The sequence below is a fragment of the Kribbella italica genome (assembly GCF_014205135.1).
Classification (GTDB): domain Bacteria; phylum Actinomycetota; class Actinomycetes; order Propionibacteriales; family Kribbellaceae; genus Kribbella; species Kribbella italica.
This window is the reverse complement of record NZ_JACHMY010000001.1, coordinates 2971622-2990921: the sequence shown is the minus strand read 5'-3', so window position 1 is coordinate 2990921 and position 19300 is coordinate 2971622. Positions and strand designations below refer to the sequence as shown.

Below are 19300 nucleotides of genomic sequence, written 5' to 3'. Positions count from 1 at the left end.
CCTTGGACCGGTGTCAGGCGCGTTGGTTCGAACGGTCATGATGGTGGGGTGACAACGACCGGCACCCGTCCCGTCCGCAGCGCCCAGCAGTACCAGCTTCTCGGGCTCGCCGCGTCCTTCGGGATCGGCATGCTGGTCGCGCTGCAGTCGCGGGTGAACGGGGAGCTCGGTCACCGGCTCGGCGACGGCGTGACCGCCGCGCTGATCTCGTTCGGGACCGGGCTGGTCATCCTGCTGCTGGCCACCGCGCTCGTGCCGCGGATCCGGCAGTCGCTCGCGACCGTCTGGCACACGATCCGTACGCCGTCCGCAGGCGCCGGCGGCCCGTTGCGCTGGTGGCAGTGCATCGGAGGTCTCGCCGGCGCGTTCCTGGTGGCGACGCAGTCGATCACGGTCGCGACGATCGGCGTCGCCGTCTTCACCGTCGCGGTCGTCGGCGGTCAGGCGGTCAGCAGCCTGGTCGTCGACCGCCTCGGCTTCGGTCCCGCCGGTCCGCAGGCGTTCACGACGCTCCGGGTGGTCGGCGCGATCGTCGCGCTGATCGCCGTCGTACTGGCCGTGTCGGACCGGCTCAGTCACCCGTCGGGTCTGCTGCTCGCCATCCTCCCGGCGCTGGGCGGAATCGGGACCGCGGTCCAGCAGGGCATCAACGGCCGGGTCGCCCGCACCGCCTCCGGCGACTCCTACGGCGCGGTCGCGGCCGGTGTCATCAACTTCCTCGTCGGCACCAGCGCGCTGCTGGTCGTCTTCGTCGTCGACCTGGCGCTGCGCGGCGCACCGCGGTCCCTGCCGACCGACCCTTGGCTGTACGTCGGCGGTGCCTGCGGCGTCGTCTTCATCAGCTCCGCCGCCGCGGTCGTCCGCATCGTCGGCGTCTTCGTCCTCGGTCTCGGAACCATCGCCGGCCAACTGATCGCCAGCCTGTTCCTCGACCTGTTCGCCCCGGCCGCCGGCACCGAGGTCACCGTCCCGGTCGTGGCCGGGACCCTGCTGGCTCTGGCCGCGGTCGTCGTCGCCGCGATCCCGAACCTGCGCCGAGCCTGAACCAGCTCACTGGAACGGGCGCAGCTCGATCTTCCGGTCGCAGGCCTTGGAGGCCTCGGTGGCGAGCCTGCGTGCGGTCTCCAGATCGGGGACCTCCCACACCCAGACACCGGCCAGGTACTCCTTCGACTCCACGAAGGGCCCGTCGGTGAACACCGGCTGCTCGCCCCGGTTGTCGACCACCGCGGCGTCGTCGGTGTCCGTGAGCCCGCCGGCGAACACCCAGTAGCCGTCGGCGATCAGCCGCTCGTTGAACTCGCTGATGACCGGCAGCCGGTCGGTGCTGCCGGGGTCGACCTTGTCGTCGATGACGGAAACCAGGACTCGCATCCGCAGATCATCTCCTGCCTAGAGGTCTTCGCGCAGCGCCGTACGGAGGTCGTCCAGCCATTCGATCCCCACCCGGCGGCCGTCGGGGAACTGGTCGGCCTTGTCCCAGCGCCAGGTGGTGATCATGGCGAGAACCAGCAGACGGCAGTCGCGGAGCACGGCCTGATCGAGGTCGGGGTAGTGCGCGCTGACCTCCTCCGGAGCATGGGCGAGGTCGAACTCGACCGGCCCGCGGCAGCAGGTCTCGAAGTCGATGAACACCGGCCCGTACGCCGTACTCAGGAGGTTGCCCGGATGCGGCTCGCCGTGCAGGAGCTGCTCGGCGCCTTGGCGCTCCACGATCCCTTGGCTGAGACGCCGCAACGTGTCGCTGAGAAGCTCCCGGTCGGCGTCGGCCAGCTCGGGGGTGCGGTCGCGATCGGCCAGCAGCCGCTGGGCGTCCTCGACGCGATCCGTGAAGTGCGGCGTCGGGAACTCGACCTTGCGCATCCCGGCGTGCAGTTGCTCGAGCGCTTCGGCGTACGACGCCGGCGCCATCGGCCCGTCCGGTGCGTAGTACTTCCACAGCGTGACCGTGAAGCCGTCGCGCTCGAAGACCCGCGGTTCCACGAGCGAGGCCACCGGGCTGTCCACCGCCGCGAGACTCTGCGCGAGGTCCACCTCGAACTGCGCGATCTGTTCGGCGACCGGGGCCACCCGTGCCAGGACGTCGCACGGCACCAGCCGCAGCGTCAGCTTGTTCGAGTTGTTGAGCTCGATCGCCTCGTCGACCGGCAGCCCGAGCGACGACGCGATCGACACGGCCGAGGTCACCGCGGGTTCAGTCGGCTGCATGAAGCCCCTCTCCAGGAATCGACAGCAGCCCCGATCCTGGCAGAGGTTCTCCACGTTGGCTCAGTAATTTCTGATCAGCCGTGTGTACCCGCCGTACGCCCGCCGTCCTGCGATCCTCCACAGCAGCCGCACCGGCGGCGGCAGCTCACCCAGGAAATCACGCTGCTCCTGCGGTGAGGCGTCCTCGAGGATCGCGCCCAGGAAGAGCAGCCGTTTGCGCTTGTCCTGAATGGACTTCCCAGCGCGCTCACCGACCTCGGCCCACTCCTCGACGCTCAGGTGCTCGGTGATCACCGGCAGGATCTCGGTTTCCTCCTCGCCCATGTGCTCCCGCAGGATCGCGGACGCCTCCCGGACCGCGGCGGCCAGCTCGCGACCCTCCACGAGACTCGCGCCGCGACGCCACTGCGGCGTCAGCTTCTCGATGCGATCGAGCGCGGCGCCGAGCGCCGTGTGCTGCGCCTCCATCCGGTGCACGAGATCGACGTGCAGCGTCGCGCGCTCCAGCAGCAGCGGCCAGACCAGGTCGTCCTCGGCCTGGTGATGGTGGTGCAGCGCGGCGACGACGTCGGTCAGGTGCTCGGCCAGTACGGCGGCGCGCTCGGTGTCACCCGCACGCACCCCGTCGATCAGGTCCGGCAGCAGGTCGAACTCGCGGCGGAACACCCGGTGCACCACGACCATCGTCTGCGTGTCGGGTTTCGTGTCAGTGCTCATCGTGTCGCCCCCTGTGCGTGAAGCCGGCGGCAGCCCACCCCGGGAGCCGCCGGTCACCTCACGGTACCGGCGCGACCTCTGGCTGTAGAGGCTTTTTCGGCTTCCTGCCCGAACGGACCGGACGCCGTACGACGCCCTGTGACACCGCGACTCCGGTGAGCACCACCAGCGCGCCGACCGGCTGGTACCAGGTCAGGTGCTCGTCCAGGATCAGGACGCCGACCGCGATCGCGAAGATCGGCATCAGGTAGGTCACCATCGACGACATGCTGGCGCCGATCAGCCGGATGTTGCGCATGCTCAGCACGAACGCGATCCCGCTGCCCAGCCCGCCGAGCGCGAGCACGCTGCCGAGCACCTCCGGTGACAGGGTCCACGGCATCGGCGGCGCCGCGCCGGTGACGATCGGCGCGACGACCGCCAGCTGGATCGTTGCGCACAGCAACAAGCTGGCGGACAGCGCGGTGCCCGACACGGTGCTCCCGGCCACGAAACGCTTCTGGTACGGAACGGCGAGCCCGTAGCAGACGGCCGCCGCCATGCAGAGCAGCTGGCCGGTCAGGTCCGCGCCGCCGTCGAGGTTCCAGGCGCCGAGCACGACGAGCATCCCGAGGAACCCGATCAGCAGGCCGGCCACCCGCTGCGCGGTGAACTTCTCGGTCCGGAACACCAGGACGGCGACCGGCAGCACGATCAGCGGGGTGATGCCGTTCCAGATGCCGGCCAGCAGCGAGGGGACGCGCTGCTCGCCGTACCCGAACAGCGTCCACGGGAGCGCCGAACCGATCGCGCCGATCACGAACGTGTGAGCCCACAGGCGCGGATCGCGGGGGAGCGGTTCCCGTTTGAACGCCAGGAAGACCAGCAGCACCGCGGACCCGGCGACCACCCGGCCGAGCGCGAGGTACATCGGGTGCAGCTCGCGCACGCCGACCGAGATGAACAAGAAGCTGCAGCCCCAGATCGCGGCCAGCGTCAGCATGGTGGGAAGCCAGGCCCGGACCGGCGGCTTGTCAGGAGTCGTCAAGGTGCTCACTCCTGACATCCTGCAGTACGCCGAGGACGTTTTCCGCTTTTGGTCCGAAATTGGGCAGGATCTGGCCGCTGAGCTCAGCGGAACACGTCGAGGTACTCGCTCAGCCAGTCGGCGTACCCGCGGGCGGGCCGGCCGAGAACGCGCTCCACGTCGCCGCTGACCGTCTGCTCGGCCTGGGTCGGGGACCCGAGAATGTCGAGCGTGCTGTCCGCGACCTGCTCCGGCATGAACCGCAGGAAGCGCTCTCTCGCGCTCTCCCGGGTCAGCTCCACGAACCGCACCGGCTCGCCGAGCGCCGCCGCGATCAGCGCGGTCTGCTCCCGTGGTGAGACCGGCTCCGGCCCGGTGAGCAGCCAGGTCGTCCCGGCGTACTCGGGCTCGCGCAGCGCCACCGCGGCCACCTCGGCGATGTCCGCCGGGTGAATCTGGGGGAGCGCGATCTCGCCGAACGGCGCCTCGACCGTCCGCTGCTCCTTCACCGACTGGCTCCACCCGAGCGTGTTGCTCTGGAAGCCGCCTGGTCGCAGGATGCTCCATTCGAGGCCGGACGCCTTGACCGCCTCCTCGGCTGCGGCGGGATGACGGCCGGTGCCGACGCCTTGCGACGACACCAGCACGATCCGCCGTACGCCGGCCGCTCGAGCCTTGGCCACAAAGACTTCCGCGTCGGTCCGCCCGCCCGGCAGCAGGAGGAAGAGCGCATCCGCGCCGGTCAGGTCCAGCGCGGACGGCTCGACCACTTGATGCTGTACGCCGGCCGGCAGGTTCGCCGCCTTCCGCGACACCGCGGTCACGTCTTCGCCGGCGGCGGTCAGGGCGCGGACCAGCGGCCGGCCGATGTTTCCAGTTGCTCCAGTCACCACGATCACGTCGTACTCCAGTTTCTGTAGGGGACTGGTGGAGACGCTACTGTCGCCGTGATAGTAGGTACCTAGGAGAAAGTATTGGCCGAAAGGGGATCTGGTGACCGACGTCACGCCCGAGCTCGCCTGTCCGATCGCACCGGTGGTCGACATCGTCTTCAGCCGCTGGACGACGCCGATCCTGTGGGCCCTGAACGAGTACGGCCGCCAGCGCTTCGTCCAGCTGGAACGCCGGATCGACTCGATCACCCCGAAGGTTCTGACCCAGCGCCTCCGCCAGCTGGAACGCGACGGCCTCGTCGTCCGCACCTACCACCGCGAGGTCCCCCCGAGAGTCGAGTACGAGATCAGCCCCCTCGGCCTGACCCTCGCCCCCCTCTTCGCCAACCTGGCGGACTGGGCCAAGGCCAACCTCCCCACCGTGGAAACCAACCGCACCACGTACGACGACAGCAACCGCCCCCGCCCCTGAGCAGGGCCCACCCGCTCCCGCCCCTCCACTTCCTCTCTCCTCTTTCCGGCCGCAGCGGCCCCAGCCCCCGCCACCTTCCCGGCCGCATCGCCGCCAACAGCACCCCTCGCGCTCTTCTCCCGAGCAAGGAAGGATGGCTCCATGCCCGACTTCGACGTGGATGCGGTCCGCAAGCAGTTCCCGGCACTCAGCGAAGGCGCCGCGCACTTCGACGGCCCCGGCGGCTCCCAAACCCCTCAGGTGGTAGCCGACGCAGTCGCAACCACCATGACCTCCGCCCTCGCGAACCGCGGCCAACTCACCCCCGCCGAACGCCGAGCCGACAAGATCGTCCTCGACGCCCGCCAGGCCATGGCCGACCTCCTCGGCGCCGATCCGCAAGGCATCGTCTTCGGCCGCAGCATGACCCAGCTGACCTACGACTTCTCCCGCGCCCTCGCCAAGACCTGGTCGCCCGGCGACGAAGTGATCGTCACCCGCCTCGACCACGACGCCAACGTCCGCCCCTGGGTCCAAGCCGCCGAGTCCGTCGGCGCGACCGTCCGCTGGCTCGACTTCGACCCCGCGACGACAGAGCTCGACGACATCGCCCCGCTGCTGAACAACCGCACCAAACTCGTCGCCGTCACCGCCGCCTCCAACCTCCTCGGCACGCGTCCCGACCTCGACGCGATCGCCGCCGCCGTCCGTACGACGAACGCCCACCTGTACGTCGACGGCGTGCACCTCACCGCCCATTCCCCGATCGACACCTCGCTCGCCGACTTCTACGCGTGTTCGCCGTACAAGTTCTTCGGCCCGCACTGCGGCGTCCTCTCGGCCTCGCCGGCGCTGCTCGAGACGATCCAGCCGGACAAGCTCCTCCCGTCCAGCAACGCCGTGCCGGAACGCTTCGAGCTCGGCACCCTGCCGTACGAACTGCTCGCCGGCACCACCGCCGCGATCGACTTCATCGCCGGCCTCGGGGGAGTGGGCGAGACCCGGAGAGAGCGGTTGCTGAGTTCTCTCGTGCACCTGGAGATCCACGAGGACGCGCTCCGTGCCGAACTCGAGACCCGGCTGGCCGCGATCGACGCGATCACCCTGCACGGCAAGGCCCGACGCCGTACGCCGACGCTCCTGTTCACCGTCGCCGGCCACGCGCCGGTCGCGGTCTCGACCAAGCTCGCCGAGTACGGCGTGAACGCGCCGTCGGGTTCGTTCTACGCGATCGAGACCTCCCGTCACCTCGGCCTCGGCGACACCGGCGCGACCCGCGCCGGGCTCGCGCCGTACACGAACCAGTCGGACGTCGACCGGCTGGTGGAAGCAGTCGAACGACTGATCAGCTGAATCCCAGGAGGCACCGCCCCATGCCGACCAAACCGATGCTCGTCGCCGCCCTCGCGGCCGCCCTGCTCGCCACGGCCTTGACGACCCCAGCCGAGGCAAAACAAGCAGCACCCTCCGACCCGGCCCGGGCCGAACTCCGCGGCCTGCTCGAGAACGTGGTCGGTGCCACCGGCAAGCGTTACAACACCCGCGACGACGCCGGCCACGTGATGGACACCGTCAAGATCATCCAGGACACCACCGGCGGCTACCTGGCCGTCTCGCACCACCTGGCACCCGACGGCCACTTCCGCGTCAACCTGGCCACCTCGACCGACCTGCTCAACTGGCACTGGGAACGAGAACTCGCCGGAAGCAACACCGGCCCCGCCTCGCAGCCCACGATCGCGCAGGCCCCGAACGGCGGCTTCGTCCTGGCCTGGGAGCAGGAGAAGCCCGGGGGCGGCGACAACCATCTCGCCTTCCGCTACTACGCCAACCGCGCCGACCTCCTGGCCGGCCGGGTCGGCCGTTCCTTCGACGCACCGCGACGCCTGTCCTCCTGCGCCGAGGGAACGCCGAACATCTACAAGATCACGCTCTCCCCGGACATCGACCACTCCACGATCGACCTCGGCGGCCACTTCTGGTGGAACTGCGACCGCGACCGTCAGCAGCGCGGCACGCTGACCAACTTCAACTCCTGGTCGACCGCGGCCCAGCCGAACGTCGACAACGCCCTGCTGCACTGGGGAGTCGGCGGCAACATCGGCGACCGCGACCAGGTCGCCTTCCGCGACTTCGGCTTCGGCCTGATCGAGGGCCAGTTCACCAAGGGCGACTTCGGCTCCTGGCGGACCTTCGTCTACGACTACCAGACCGGCAACGCCGACCAGACGACGATCCGCACCGACGGCGGCAGTACGGCGTTCGCGAATCCCACGGTGACGGCTCTCCGGGCGCCGAACGGCGCTCCCGCCCTGGTCTTCACGCTGTTCGTCCCGAGCGAAGGAGCCGCCCCGGGAGAAGCAGGAGAACTCGTCTACTACAAGACTTACTAAAGTCTGTGGGGTAAATTCGCGCAGGTGAACGAACCGACCCACGTCTTCGTCCAGCCCGGCCCGGCCGACGGGCCGGTCCAGGCCGTCCGCGACGGTCACCGCTGGACGGCGAAAGCGTCCGAGGTGACCTGGTCGGACGACGGCCAGGTCACCGTCACCGCGACCACGATCTCCCGCGTCGCGCTCCGCTGGGAGCGCGCTCTCCCGGAGAGCGCGCTCGTTCTCGGCGACGCCTGGGAGCGCTCGTACGGCGATCTCCAGTGGCGCCACCTCCAGCCCGAGCGTCTGCTCCCGTGGTACTGGCTCGCTCACGACCAGCAGACCGGCGCGACCACCGGCATGGGCGTCGACGTCCACCCCGGCGCCTTCTGCTCGTGGACCGTCGACCGCACCGGCGTCACCCTCTGGCTCGACCTCCGCAACGGCGGCGGCCCGACCCAGCTCGACGGCCGCGCCCTCCCAGCGGCAGTCGTCCGCGAGTTCGCCGACGCCGGTACGCCGTGGAAGACCCTCGAAGCCGCGACCGCAAAGATGAGCGCGCACCTGCCCGACCGACCGGACATCGGCCCGGTCGTCGGCGCGAACAACTGGTACTACGCGTACGGCGAAGGCTTCGACGAGAAGGCGGTCCTCCAGGACGCCGCCACGATCGTCGAGCTCGCCGACGGCCACCCGGTCAAGCCGTTCAGCGTCGTCGACGACGGCTGGAACCCGGGCGGCAACGGCTCCGGCGGTCCCTGGGAGAGCGGGATCCCGGGGCTCTTCGACGACCTGGCGGCGACCGCCGCCGCGGTCAAGCAGCTCGGCGCGCGGCCCGGCCTGTGGTTCCGCCCGTTGCTGTCCAGGGAGACCGGTCCGTGGGGCCATCCGCTCGGCGGCGAGGCGCCGGGGCGCGCGCTTGATCCGACGTACCCGGAAGTCCTCGATCTGGTCCGCGGCGATCTCCAGCGGTTCAAGTCCTGGGGCTTTGAGCTGGTGAAGCACGACTTCAGCACGTACGACGTGTTCGGCCGCTTCGGTCCGGCGATGGGCGCGCGGCTGACCGACGCCGGCTGGCAGTTCCACGACCCGACCCGGACCACTGCCGAGATCGTGCTCGACTTCTACCGCGCGATCCGGGCCGCCGGCGAGGACCTGGTCCTGATCGGCTGCAACACCGTCGGACATCTCGCGGCCGGCCTCGTCGACGTACAGCGCAGTGGTGACGACACGTCCGGTCGCGAGTGGGAGCGGACCCGCAAGATTGGGGGTCAACTCGCTGGCCTTCCGGCTGCCGCAGCACGGGCGGTTCTTCACGCTCGACGCGGACTGCGTCCCGTGCACCCCGCAGACTCCGTGGGAGCTCAACGCGCGGTTCCTCGACCTCGTCGCTCGCTCGGGGAGCGCTCTCTTCGTCTCCGTCGATCCGGCCGCTCGCACCGCGCGGGCCGATCGTCAGCTTGGCGACGGTATACGGTTGGCGCTCAGTGGTGGTGACCAGCTCGAACCGCTGGACTGGCTCGTGAACACGACGCCCAACACCTGGGGGACCGGCACCGGCACCATCCACTACGACTGGTCGCTGCCGTGGGGCGCAGACCCGGGTTCCGGGTGAGGTGAGCGCGGTGCGAGGACAGGGGGAGTGGTGAGCACCGATCAGCCACCGGCTGTGGTCCGCCGGGGGACGAATCTGGACCGCGTCGGAGGGTTCAACGACAGCGTCGTCCTGGACGCGATCCGTCGCGCCGAGCAACTCCTGAGCCGCGTCGAGCTGGCCGCCGCGACCGGATTGTCCGGCCAGGCCATCTCCAACATCACCCGCCGCCTGCTCGACGCCGGCCTGGTCCGCGAGGCGGGCCGCCAGAGGAACGCCGGCCTGGGCAAACCCCGTACCCTGCTGGAACTGGAACCCACCGGCCAGTACGCCGTCGGCGTGCATCTGGATCCCGCGGTCGTCACCGTCGTCGTACTGGATCTCACCGGCCAGGTGGTCGCCCGCCGCCGGGCCGAGACCGAGGTCATCGCCAACTCTGCTCTTGAGCCCGACGCGCTCATCGAGGGCATCGCGGCGATGATCGAGCAGACCATCACCGAAGCCGGCGCACCCCGCGACCGGGTGGTCGGCGTCGGCATCGCCGCTCCCGGCCCGATCGACGTCGCGCGCGGCGCCGTCGTCGACCCACCCAATCTCACCGCCTGGCACCGAGTCCCCCTCCGCGACGCCCTGCGCGACCGCACCGGCCTCCCCGTCCTGCTCGACAAGGACGTCACCGCGGCCGCCTCCGCCGAGAAGTGGGCCGGCGGCCCGAACGGCCGCGGCAGTTTCGTGTTCTTCTACCTCGGCACCGGCGTCGGCGCCGGTCTCGTGATCGGCGACGAGGTCGTCCGCGGTACGTCGGGCAACGTCGGCGAGATCGGCCACGTGATCGTCGACCCCGACGGCCCGCTCTGCTTCTGCGGCCGCCGCGGCTGCGTCGGCGAGACCAGCCGGCCGCGGTACCTGGTCCAGCAAGCCGTCCAGGCGGGAGTGATTGCCCAAGGCATCGATCTCGACGACCGGCAGGCCGTCGACGTCGCTTTCGGCCGGCTCTGCTTCCAGGCCGCCGAGGCACCGGGCGCGGCCCGCGCGATCGTCACCGCCCTGGCCGGCCGGATCGCGAAGGTCGTCGAGGACATCGCGAACCTGCTCGACCTGGAGCGCGTCGTCTTCGGCGGACCGTACTGGGACCGGCTCGCACCGTTCTTCGGCGACGCCGTCCGGGAAACGCTGAGAGAGCGCTTCCTGGTCCGTTCCGTGCACCCGTTCGACGTCGCCGGTACGGCGCTCGGCGCCGACGTCGGCGCGGTCGGGGCCGCGAGCCTGGTCCTCGACCACACCTTCTCCCCGAACCCGTCCGTCCTCCTGCTCGGACCTCCGGAGAGCGCTCTGTCCGGATCCCGTCCGGTGCCCGCCGTGAATACTGCCGGATGAGAGATCCGGTCCCGCTGAAAGGTGAAGTGTTGATGATCGACCCCGACGTGCTGGCCCGCGCCACCGAGGAGGTCCGCCAGGCCACCGGCGACCCGGTGATCGCGACCATGTTCCAGCAGTCGATGACGCAGAACCTCACCGCCGTGGCCGAACGGCTCGCCGACGGTACGACGTTCGTGCTGACCGGTGACATCCCGGCGATGTGGCTGCGCGACTCGGCCGCCCAGCTGCGCCCGTACCTGGTGCTGTGCGCCGACGACCCCGGCCTGCAGGACGTGCTGATCGGCGTACTGCACCGGCAGCTCGAGTACGTCGCCCTCGACCCGTACGCGAACGCCTTCAACCGCGAGGCCAACGGCGCCGGCCACACCACCGACCTGACCGAGATGTCGCCGTGGGTGTGGGAGCGCAAGTACGAGATCGACTCGCTGTGCTTCCCGCTCGACCTGGCGTACAAGCTGTGGAAGCTCACCGGCCGCGACGACGTGATCGACGAGCGGTTCCGGACCGCCGCGATCGCGACGCTGGACCTGTGGACCGTCGAGCTCGACCACGAGGCGCGGTCGCCGTACCGGTTCGAGCGGCACGGCGAGCCGGTCACCGACACGCTGGTCCGCGAGGGCCGCGGCCGGTGGACGCAGCCGACGGGCATGACGTGGAGCGCTTTCCGGCCGAGCGACGACGCGACCGAGCACGGGTTCAACGTGCCCGGCAACATGTTCGCCTCGGTCGTGCTCGGGTACGTCGAGGTGATCGCGACCGAGGTGCTCGGCGATCCGGCGCTGGGTGCTCGCGCCAAGGAGCTGCGGGTCGGCATCGACGAGGGCATCTCCCAGCACGGCACGGTCGACCACCCGACGTACGGGCGCGTTTTCGCGTACGAGGTGGACGGCGCGGGGGAGCGGTTGCTGATGGACGACGCGAACATGCCGAGCCTGCTGTCGGCGCCGCTGAGCGGGTACGCCGCCGTCGACGACCCGACGTACCTGGCGACGCGCAAGCTGCTGCTGAGCCCGGACAACCCGTACTACTACAGCGGAACGCACGCCTCCGGAATCGGCAGCCCGCACACCCCGCCGAACTACATCTGGCACATCGCGCTGGCCGTCCAGGGCCTGACCGCGACCTCGGCCGAGGAGCGCGCGCAGATCCTGGACACCCTGCGCGACACCACCGGCGGGACCGGGCAGATGCACGAGGGCTTCCACGTCGACGACCCGAACCAGTACACGCGCGAGTGGTTCTCCTGGGCGAACGCGATGTTCTGCGAGCTGGCCCTGGCTCACGCCGGCCGACGCCTCTAACCGCGCTCGAACAGATCCCGGTCCCAGCCGGCGACATCGAGGACGGCTCGGAGCAGCACCGAGTCCCCGAGCCGTCCTCCGAGCACCTGCTCGAGCGGCAGCGTCCCCAACCCGGGTTGGTAAACGTCCAGCGCCCGCCGCCGACGCTCCGCCACCTCCCGCCGGCGCTCCTCCGCCTCCCGCCGGCGCTCCGCCGCCTCCCGTCGACGGTCCGCCGCCTCCCGTCGACGGTCCGCCGCCTCCCGTCGACGGTCCGCCGCCTCGCCGCCGACCCGCCAACCATCGCCGGGGACCTCTTCCAGCACGACTTCGTTTCCTACTCCAAGTACCCGCCCCGATCCCACCTGCCGCTCGCCGCTCAGGTACTCCCTGATGCGCTCCTGAGCCACCTGAACATCCGCCGCTCTCACCCGAGCCCCCAGCACACCATCGGCCGCCTCCCGCACCGCCGCCCCGATCGCCACATGATCCGGATGCCCGGTCAGTCCGTCGCTTCCAACGGTCAGCACCAACTCCGGCCGCACCTCACCCAGCGCCCGCCGTACGGCGTCAACCAAGACCGCGCTCTCCTCGTCAGCAACAGTCCCCGGCCCAGCACCCCCACGATCCACCCACTCACCGAGCCACGCCCACTCAGCAATCCCCAGCAACTCACACGACCGACTCAGCTTCTCGCTCCGCACCCGCCGAGCCTCGACCTCACCCAGCGCCGGATCCTCCGAAGCCTCCCCGCCCGTGGCCACCCGCAGCACCACGCGCCAGCCCGCGGCGGAGAGCGCGATCGTCGCCGCTCCCGTCGCGAACACCTCGTCGTCCGGATGGGCGTGCACCACCAAAGCCGTCCTCACGCTCACACCACATCACGCCGCCGGGTCGTGAACATCGCGAGCCCGGCGAAGACCAAGCCGTAGGCCACCAACGTCGCCAGCGCCCGTCCACCACCCACCGCATCCCGTACGCCGGGCGGCGCGTCAGCCGCGACCATCCCCGTCACGCTGAACACCAGTGCCCCGGCACTCGCCCCGGGCAACGCATCCGTCAGCACCTCCAGGTCCGGCAACAGACTGCTCGCGACACCGGCCAGCAACGTCTCGATCCCGAGGATCCACACCACCCCGAGCCCGATCGGCAACGCAACGTTGCGGAAGGCAACAGCCAGGACGGCGCCCGCGAGGCACCACATCGCCAGCACCAACCACCCGCCGGCCAGCGCCTCGACGGTCTCCAGCACACCCGGCCACGCCATCGACCCACCCTCGGCCGCCGCGATCCCCACACTGCACAGCGCGCACGCGACGAAGATCCCGAGCACCCACACCGCGAGCATCGTGAACAATCCGAGCAACTGCCCGCCCAGCACCGAGATCCGCCCCGGCCGCTGGGTCAGCACGGTCTTCAGCGTGCCCCACGTGTACTCGCCGCCGACCACGATCGCCCCGAGCACGAGAGCGAGCGCTCCCGCGAAGACCGGGAACCCGCCGATCGTGTTGTCCAGCACGCGTTCCGGCAGCAGCCCGCGCAGCACCTCGGCCCGCGGGATCCCGTTGGTCTGCGGGTTGTCGTCGCCGGTCAGGTAACCGACGTACGGCAGCACGTACCCGAAGATCAGGCTCAGCACGAGGCCGGCCCCGAACAGCACCCAGACAGCCGACCGCTTCCGCAGCTTGATCAGCTCCGCGCGATAGCTACCCAGCATGAGTCTTCTCCTCCGTGGTCAGCTCGAAGAAGACGTCCTCGAGCGCTCGTTCCGTACTGCGCAGTTCCGACACCGCGATGTCCGCCCGCACCAGCAGGCGATTGAGCTCGGCCGCGCGGTCCGGCGAGACCTTGGCGCGCAGCGTGTCGTCGTACAGGTGGACGGCGTCGGCCCCGAGAACCTCCCGGAGCACCGAGTGAGCGCTCTCCAGCGGTTTCGCGCGGATCACCAGCTCCTGCTGCCCGCGTAGTTCCTCGACGTCGTGCTCGGCCACCATCCGGCCGGCGTTGATGATTCCGACCCGGTCGCAGACCTGCTGGACCTCGCCGAGCAGATGGCTCGACAGCACCACGGTCCGCCCGTCCGACCCGAGCTCCCGGATCAGCCGCCGCATGTCCCGCATGCCGGCCGGATCCAGCCCGTTCGTCGGCTCGTCGAGGATCACCAGCTCGGGGTCCTTGAGCAACGCCGCCGCGACGCCGAGCCGCTGCTTCATCCCCAGCGAGTACGTCGAGAAGCGGTCCTTGGCCCGCTCGGCCAGATCCACCAGCTCGAGCACCTCGCGGACACGGGCGCGCGCCACCTCGGCGTACTCGGCGAGCAGCCGCAGGTTGTCCAGCCCCGACAGGTACGGGTAGAACGCGGGCGACTCGATCATCGACCCGGTCCGGGCCAGCACTTTCGCCTGCCCGGGCGAACCGCCGAGCACCTCGACGCTCCCGCTGGTCGGAGCGATCAGTCCCGTCAGGATCCGCAGGGTCGTCGTCTTCCCGGCGCCGTTCGGCCCGAGGAACCCGTAGACCTCACCCGGCCGGACCTGGAGATCCACCCCGTCGACCGCGACGGTGTCCCCGTAGCGTTTGGTGAGCCCCTGCACCTGGACCATCGGGGCAGCTGTTGTCGTCATACCCCGAGCGTCCCGCCAGACCGCCGGTCTCCGCGTCGCCCACAAGGAGTGACCCGCAGTACCGCCGGGGGAGTAGTGCTAGCCCAACCAGCCCGGTCGTACCAGCCCGGTCTGGTAAGCCAGTACCACCAACTGCGCGCGATCCCGCACACCCAGCTTCACCATCGCCCGGCTGACATGCGTCTTCGCCGTCGCCGGGCTCAGCACCAGCCGGGCCGCGATCTCGTCGTTCGACAGCCCCTCGCCGACCAGCGCGACGATCTCCTTCTCCCGCTCGGTCAGGACGTCGAGCTCCTTGCTCGCGTGCGGCTGCCGGCTCCGCGTCGCGAACTCGGCCACCAGCCGCCGCGTCACCCCCGGCGACAACAAAGCGTCGCCCCGTGCGACCACCCGAACGGCCTGCAGCAGCTCCACCGGCTCGGTGTCCTTCACCAGGAACCCGCTGGCCCCGACCCGCAACGCCTCGAACACGTACTCGTCCAGGTCGAACGTCGTCAGGATCACCACGTGAACACCGGAGAGCGCTTCATCGGTCCCGATCTGCCGCGTCGCCTCCAGCCCGTCGGTCCCCGGCATCCGGATGTCCATCAGCACGACGTCAGGCTTCTCCGCCCGCGCCACCACGACCGCCTCGGCCCCGTCCGACACCTCACCGATCACGGTGATGTCGTCCTCGGCGTTCAGCAACGACCGGAACCCCGCCCGCACCAACGCCTGATCGTCCGCCAGCAACACCCGAATCATGCGCCCACGCTAAAGCATCCGGCGGTCAGCGCAGCTCCCCACGATGCACAGCCTCGCGCCGGCTCCCTCCCTCGCGCCGGCTCCCTCCCTCGCGCCGGCTCCCTCCCTTGCGCCGCGCCTCGCGCCGCGCCTCGCGCCGCGCCTCGCGCCGGGGCTCCGGCCCCCATCCCCTCGCCGGGCGATGCCGTCAGGCGAGCCCGGCGTCGTGCGCGAGCAGCGCGATCTGGGTCCGGTTGCCCAGCTCCAGCTTCGTGAGGATGTGCGAGATGTGCGCCTTCACCGTCGCCAGACTCATGAACAACTCCGCCGCGATCTCCGCGTTCGCCTTGCCCTGCGCGACCGCCAGCATCACGTCGTACTCCCGCGGACTCAACCGCGCCAGCGCCCCCTGCGCCTCCGTGTGCGCATCGGCCTGCGTCGCCGCCCGGTCCATCAACCGCCGCGTGATCGCCGGCGACAGGATCGGATCCCCAGCGGCAACCCGCCGTACGGCGTCGACGATCTGCGCCGGCGGCGTGTCCTTCAGCAAGAACCCACTCGCCCCCGCCCGCAGCGCGTGCAGCACGTTCTCGTCGGTGTCGAACGTGGTCAGCACGATCACCTCCGGCGGGTTCTTCCGCGCCCGCACCCGCCGGGTCGCGACGATCCCGTCGACCCGCGGCATCCGTAAATCCATCAGCACCAGATCGGGGAAGTGCGCGTCGATCGCACCCGGCACCTCGTCGCCGTCGGCCGCCTGCGCGACCACGGCGATCCCGTTCGCCCCGTCGAGCATCATCTCCAGGCTGGCCCGGACGAGCGCGTCGTCGTCCACCACCAGCACCCGAATCGCCGCACGCTCACCCATAGGCGTCACCGTAGTCACTCCGGCCACGGCAACGCAGCATGCAGCCGGAACCGGCCCGCCGCCCTTCCGTGGTCCAGCGTGCCGCCGGCCAGGTTCACCCGCTCGGTCAGCCCGACCAGTCCGGTCCCACTCCCAGGAGCAGCCGGTACGCCGTCCCCGCCGGGATTCGTCAGCTCGATCACCAGCCCGTCACCCGGCCGTCCGCGCACGACGACCCTCACCGGCCGCCCGGCCGCGTGCTTGCGCGCGTTGGTCAGCCCTTCCTGCACCACCCGGTACGCCGTCCGCCCGGTGGCCGGCGGCAACGTCTCCGGCGCGCTCACCTCAGCGTCGTACGAGATCGCGCTCCCCGCGTCCCTCGACTCCTGCACCAACGCGTCCAGATCCCCGAACGTCGGCTGCGGCCGCCCACCCGGCAGCTCGTCCATCTCCCCGTCGCGCAGCACGCTGATCACCTCGCGCAGCTCCTCCAGCGCCTGGTGCACCCCGGTCCGGATCACCCCCGCCGCCTGCGCGAGCTTCTCCGGCGACGAGTCCGGCCGGTACTCCAGCGCCCCCGCGTACGTCGCCAGCAACGACAGCCGATGCGCCAGGACGTCGTGCATCTCGCGCGCCATCTTCGTCCGCTCCAGCGTGCGCGCCTCAGCGACCCGTCGGCCTTGCTCGCTCTCGGCCCGGAGAGCGCGTTCTCGCAGGGAGGCGACCAACGCGCGCCGGGCCTGCGCCCACTGGCCCCACGCCAGCAGAGCGGCATGGACGGCGGCGTCCAGGATGACGTACCAGAACAGGTTCAGCCCGTCGATCGGCCGCCAGCTCCACTGGACCAGGTGGCCGACCGTCCCGGCGAGCGCGACCAGCGTGGCGACCTTCAACGGCCGGAACTGCGCCACCGTCAGCGTCCCGACCGTGGACGGCGGCGTCGCGGCGGGGGAGAGGGCAGCGAGCGCGGCCAGGACCAGCGCCGACTGCACCGGTCGCCGGCCGAGCGGCAGAATGAGGCCGACGGCAACGATCCCGACCACGACGTCGAAGACCAGGAACCGGCCGGCGCCGTCCCCGGACTGTCGCCCGAGGACGGTGGCGGCGGTCAGCACGGCGACGGAGCCCAGCCCGATCACGTTGCCGACCCACCGTGGTGGCTCACCCGGGATCCGGAGGCCGGCGCCGGCATCGTTGGAGCAGTCCGCAGTCATGGGCCCGAGCCTAGAGGCGGTGCGCTGGTGCGACCACCGACCAAAGTCGATGCCCGACCGACTTCCGGGCAGGCGGCCGCAGCCGCGCGGCCGATGCCCGAGAACGCGCTCTCCCGCGACGCTGGGTCGCACATCGACCAGCTCACGGAAGGCATCACCATGACCATCACCGCCGGCAAGCCCATCACCCGAGTTCCCGGCAAGAGCCGCCTCGCAGTCGTCGGCGCGACCTCGGCCGCGGCCCTCGTCGCCTGGGCGGTCCTCGGCCCGCTCGCCGGTATCGAGCTGCGGGCCGAGCAGGGCACGTCCACGACCGACATCACCGGCGTCTCGGTCTTCGTCTCGGCGACCCTGATGGCCTTCGCCGGCTGGGGGCTGCTCGCCGTGCTCGAACGGCGTACCGTCAACGCCCGCAAGGTCTGGACGATCCTGGCCGCGTCGGCCTGCATCCTGTCGCTCGGCAGCCCGCTCGTCGCCGGGATCGGCGTCGGCGCCAAGCTCGGTCTGGCGTCCCTGCACCTGATCGTCGGCGCCGTGGTCATCGCCGGCCTTCACCGCACGGCCCTGTCCGCCTGCGACCGCTGCAACTAGCATGACGACGGAGATGAGGAACTGGAGCGGTTACCAGACGGCAAAGCGGGACCTGATCCGTTCGTTGTCCGGCACGGTCCTCGAGATCGGCGCCGGCAGCGGCGCCAACTTCGCCGACCTGCCCGGCACTATCGAGTGGATCGGCCTGGAGCCGCATCGCCGCGCTCGCGCCCAGCTCGTCCGTACGGCGGCCGGGCGGCGCGTCCTGGCCGCCGGCGCCGAGCAGATCCCGTTGCCCGAGGCAAGCGTCGACGGCGTGCTGTCGACCGTCGTACTGTGCTCCGTCGCCGACCTCCCGGCCACGCTGGTCGAACTGCGTCGCGTCCTCCGCCCCGGCGGCCGCTTCGTCTTCGTCGAGCACGTCGCCGCACCTCGCGGGACGTGGACCTATCGCCTGCAGAGGCTGGCCGCGCCCTTCACCCGCCGCTTCGACCGCGGCTGCAACCCGGCCCGCGACATCGCGGCCGCCATCGAGGCCGCCGGTTTCACCACGATCGAGCTGGACCACTACACGATGCCGGGCCTGATCCCGATCCCGTTCATCGCCGGCGCCGCTACCAGGTAGGCGACGACAACCGGGCCGCGCGGTAGAACCCCTCGATGTGCTCGGTCACCAACCGCGCCGCATCCTCACCCCGACCGCCACGAATCGCCGCCACGATCCCGTGATGCTCGGCCCGGAGCGCAACGGCCGTCGCGTCCCAGTCCGGCAGATTCGGTACGGCGGCCAGCACGTACCCATGGATCGCCGACCGCAACGACCCCATCACCGCAGCGATCAACACGTTTCCCGCCAACCCCGCCAACGCCACATGAAACTCCGCGTCGAGCACGTGAAACTCCTCCGGCGACAACCCCTCCACCTCCATCCGCCCCAGCAGCTCCTCAGCGACCGCCAACTCCCCAGCGCCAGGCCGTACTGCGTCCACCGTGCCAGCAAGTAGTCCGGCGCCTTCCGCACCAGCCAGACCGCCGGGCTCTCCCGCTGAAGCTGCAAACCGCCCAGCCGCCTCCCGCGCCGACCAGGACTCCAGCAGCACCCGCGTCTGCACGATGTCCTCCATCGGCAGATGACTGGTCGCCAGGTGCAACCGCAGCAACGCCGTCAACGGCGCCGACGGCTCAGCAACGATCACGGCCCCCGCCTCCGGCCCAGACCCAGTCGCCGTCCGCACCACCCCCAGCGCCTCCAGCACCCGCACCGCCTCCCGTACCGACGGCCTGCTGATCCCGAGCTGCTCGGCCAGCGCCCGCTCCCCGGGCAACCGCCCACCCAGCCGCAACCGCCCCGCCGCAAGGTCCGCCTCGACCTGCTGCAGCACCAGCTCGTAGTTCTTCACAGCCGCGAGTCTAGCTGTGTGGTCGGACCACAGGCTATGCTGTGGTCCGACCACACCCGC

Annotated in this window: 22 protein-coding genes; 10 read left to right on the top strand and 12 right to left on the bottom strand. The window is 70.6% G+C overall.

Annotated elements, in window-relative coordinates; all coding sequences use genetic code 11:
• Window positions 1-48 precede the first annotated feature (48 nt).
• Window positions 49-1044 (top strand): DMT family transporter, encoded by a 996-nt coding sequence (locus HDA39_RS43695; protein ID WP_184795611.1) that lies wholly within the window; start codon window positions 49-51, stop codon window positions 1042-1044.
• A 6-nt stretch (window positions 1045-1050) separates the two neighbouring features.
• On the opposite strand, the gene HDA39_RS13795 is transcribed toward HDA39_RS43695, so the two are convergent.
• From HDA39_RS13795 to HDA39_RS13775, 5 genes are all read right to left on the bottom strand, one after another.
• The gene (locus HDA39_RS13795) at window positions 1051-1374 is read right to left on the bottom strand and encodes a YciI family protein (protein ID WP_184795610.1); all 324 of its coding nucleotides are present in this window, start codon (window positions 1372-1374) and stop codon (window positions 1051-1053) included.
• Between the two features lie 18 nt (window positions 1375-1392).
• Complete coding sequence (locus tag HDA39_RS13790) at window positions 1393-2208, bottom strand: phosphotransferase (RefSeq protein ID WP_184795609.1); 816 nt, start codon at window positions 2206-2208, stop codon at window positions 1393-1395.
• A gap of 60 nt (window positions 2209-2268) precedes the next feature.
• On the bottom strand, window positions 2269-2925 hold the full coding sequence (locus HDA39_RS13785) for a hemerythrin domain-containing protein (RefSeq protein ID WP_202892995.1): 657 nt from the start codon (window positions 2923-2925) through the stop codon (window positions 2269-2271).
• A 58-nt stretch (window positions 2926-2983) separates the two neighbouring features.
• On the bottom strand, window positions 2984-3970 hold the full coding sequence (locus HDA39_RS13780) for a DMT family transporter (protein WP_202892994.1): 987 nt from the start codon (window positions 3968-3970) through the stop codon (window positions 2984-2986).
• Between the two features lie 65 nt (window positions 3971-4035).
• Window positions 4036-4830 carry an NAD(P)H-binding protein gene (locus HDA39_RS13775; protein ID WP_184795607.1) on the bottom strand — a complete coding sequence of 265 codons (795 nt, stop codon included), beginning with the start codon at window positions 4828-4830 and terminating at the stop codon, window positions 4036-4038.
• Between the two features lie 94 nt (window positions 4831-4924).
• Between HDA39_RS13775 and HDA39_RS13770 the strand changes: the two genes are divergently transcribed.
• The 7 genes from HDA39_RS13770 (at window position 4925) to HDA39_RS13745 (ending at window position 11922) form a co-directional block, all read left to right on the top strand.
• Window positions 4925-5296 carry a winged helix-turn-helix transcriptional regulator gene (locus HDA39_RS13770; protein WP_184795606.1) on the top strand — a complete coding sequence of 124 codons (372 nt, stop codon included), beginning with the start codon at window positions 4925-4927 and terminating at the stop codon, window positions 5294-5296.
• 141 nt (window positions 5297-5437) lie between these two features.
• Window positions 5438-6628: a cysteine desulfurase-like protein gene (locus HDA39_RS13765; RefSeq protein WP_184795605.1), complete on the top strand. Its 1191-nt coding sequence runs from the start codon at window positions 5438-5440 to the stop codon at window positions 6626-6628.
• A 20-nt stretch (window positions 6629-6648) separates the two neighbouring features.
• Window positions 6649-7668 carry a hypothetical protein gene (locus tag HDA39_RS13760; protein WP_202892992.1) on the top strand — a complete coding sequence of 340 codons (1020 nt, stop codon included), beginning with the start codon at window positions 6649-6651 and terminating at the stop codon, window positions 7666-7668.
• A 24-nt stretch (window positions 7669-7692) separates the two neighbouring features.
• On the top strand, window positions 7693-9144 hold the full coding sequence (locus HDA39_RS13755; RefSeq protein ID WP_238356049.1) for an alpha-amylase family protein: 1452 nt from the start codon (window positions 7693-7695) through the stop codon (window positions 9142-9144).
• Window positions 9125-9262, top strand: coding sequence for a hypothetical protein (locus HDA39_RS42320; RefSeq protein WP_238356048.1), 138 nt, complete (start codon window positions 9125-9127; stop codon window positions 9260-9262). The genes HDA39_RS13755 and HDA39_RS42320 overlap by 20 nt, the downstream gene beginning before the upstream one ends.
• A gap of 30 nt (window positions 9263-9292) precedes the next feature.
• Window positions 9293-10618 (top strand): ROK family protein, encoded by a 1326-nt coding sequence (locus HDA39_RS13750; protein ID WP_184795604.1) that lies wholly within the window; start codon window positions 9293-9295, stop codon window positions 10616-10618.
• Between the two features lie 32 nt (window positions 10619-10650).
• Window positions 10651-11922: a glycoside hydrolase family 125 protein gene (locus HDA39_RS13745; protein ID WP_184795603.1), complete on the top strand. Its 1272-nt coding sequence runs from the start codon at window positions 10651-10653 to the stop codon at window positions 11920-11922.
• Here HDA39_RS13745 and HDA39_RS13740 read toward each other — a convergent pair.
• The 6 genes from HDA39_RS13740 to HDA39_RS13715 form a co-directional block, all read right to left on the bottom strand.
• Window positions 11919-12770 carry a PIG-L family deacetylase gene (locus HDA39_RS13740; protein WP_184795602.1) on the bottom strand — a complete coding sequence of 284 codons (852 nt, stop codon included), beginning with the start codon at window positions 12768-12770 and terminating at the stop codon, window positions 11919-11921. The two genes, HDA39_RS13745 and HDA39_RS13740, sit on opposite strands and share 4 nt — an antisense overlap.
• A 2-nt stretch (window positions 12771-12772) precedes the next feature.
• Entirely contained in the window at window positions 12773-13618 is an 846-nt protein-coding gene (locus tag HDA39_RS13735; RefSeq protein WP_184795601.1) for an ABC transporter permease, read from the bottom strand.
• Window positions 13608-14525, bottom strand: coding sequence for an ABC transporter ATP-binding protein (locus HDA39_RS13730; RefSeq protein ID WP_184795600.1), 918 nt, complete (start codon window positions 14523-14525; stop codon window positions 13608-13610). Before HDA39_RS13730 ends, HDA39_RS13735 begins: the two co-directional genes overlap by 11 nt.
• 78 nt (window positions 14526-14603) lie before the next feature.
• Window positions 14604-15269, bottom strand: a complete 666-nt coding sequence (locus tag HDA39_RS13725; protein ID WP_184795599.1) for a response regulator — start codon at window positions 15267-15269, stop codon at window positions 14604-14606.
• 187 nt (window positions 15270-15456) lie between these two features.
• The gene (locus tag HDA39_RS13720) at window positions 15457-16116 is read right to left on the bottom strand and encodes a response regulator (protein WP_184795598.1); all 660 of its coding nucleotides are present in this window, start codon (window positions 16114-16116) and stop codon (window positions 15457-15459) included.
• Between the two features lie 14 nt (window positions 16117-16130).
• The gene (locus HDA39_RS13715) at window positions 16131-17309 is read right to left on the bottom strand and encodes a sensor histidine kinase (RefSeq protein WP_184795597.1); all 1179 of its coding nucleotides are present in this window, start codon (window positions 17307-17309) and stop codon (window positions 16131-16133) included.
• A 93-nt stretch (window positions 17310-17402) separates the two neighbouring features.
• On the opposite strand from HDA39_RS13715, the gene HDA39_RS13710 reads away from it, so the two are divergent.
• Both HDA39_RS13710 and HDA39_RS13705 read left to right on the top strand, forming a co-directional pair.
• A complete protein-coding gene (locus tag HDA39_RS13710; protein ID WP_184795596.1) occupies window positions 17403-17900 on the top strand; it encodes a DUF6069 family protein in 498 nt (165 codons plus the stop codon).
• Window positions 17901-17913: 13 nt separating this feature from the next.
• Window positions 17914-18465 carry a class I SAM-dependent methyltransferase gene (locus HDA39_RS13705; RefSeq protein WP_184795595.1) on the top strand — a complete coding sequence of 184 codons (552 nt, stop codon included), beginning with the start codon at window positions 17914-17916 and terminating at the stop codon, window positions 18463-18465.
• Here HDA39_RS13705 and HDA39_RS13700 read toward each other — a convergent pair.
• Complete coding sequence (locus HDA39_RS13700) at window positions 18455-19240, bottom strand: FCD domain-containing protein (RefSeq protein ID WP_184795594.1); 786 nt, start codon at window positions 19238-19240, stop codon at window positions 18455-18457. The two genes, HDA39_RS13705 and HDA39_RS13700, sit on opposite strands and share 11 nt — an antisense overlap.
• Window positions 19241-19300: the final 60 nt, after the last annotated feature.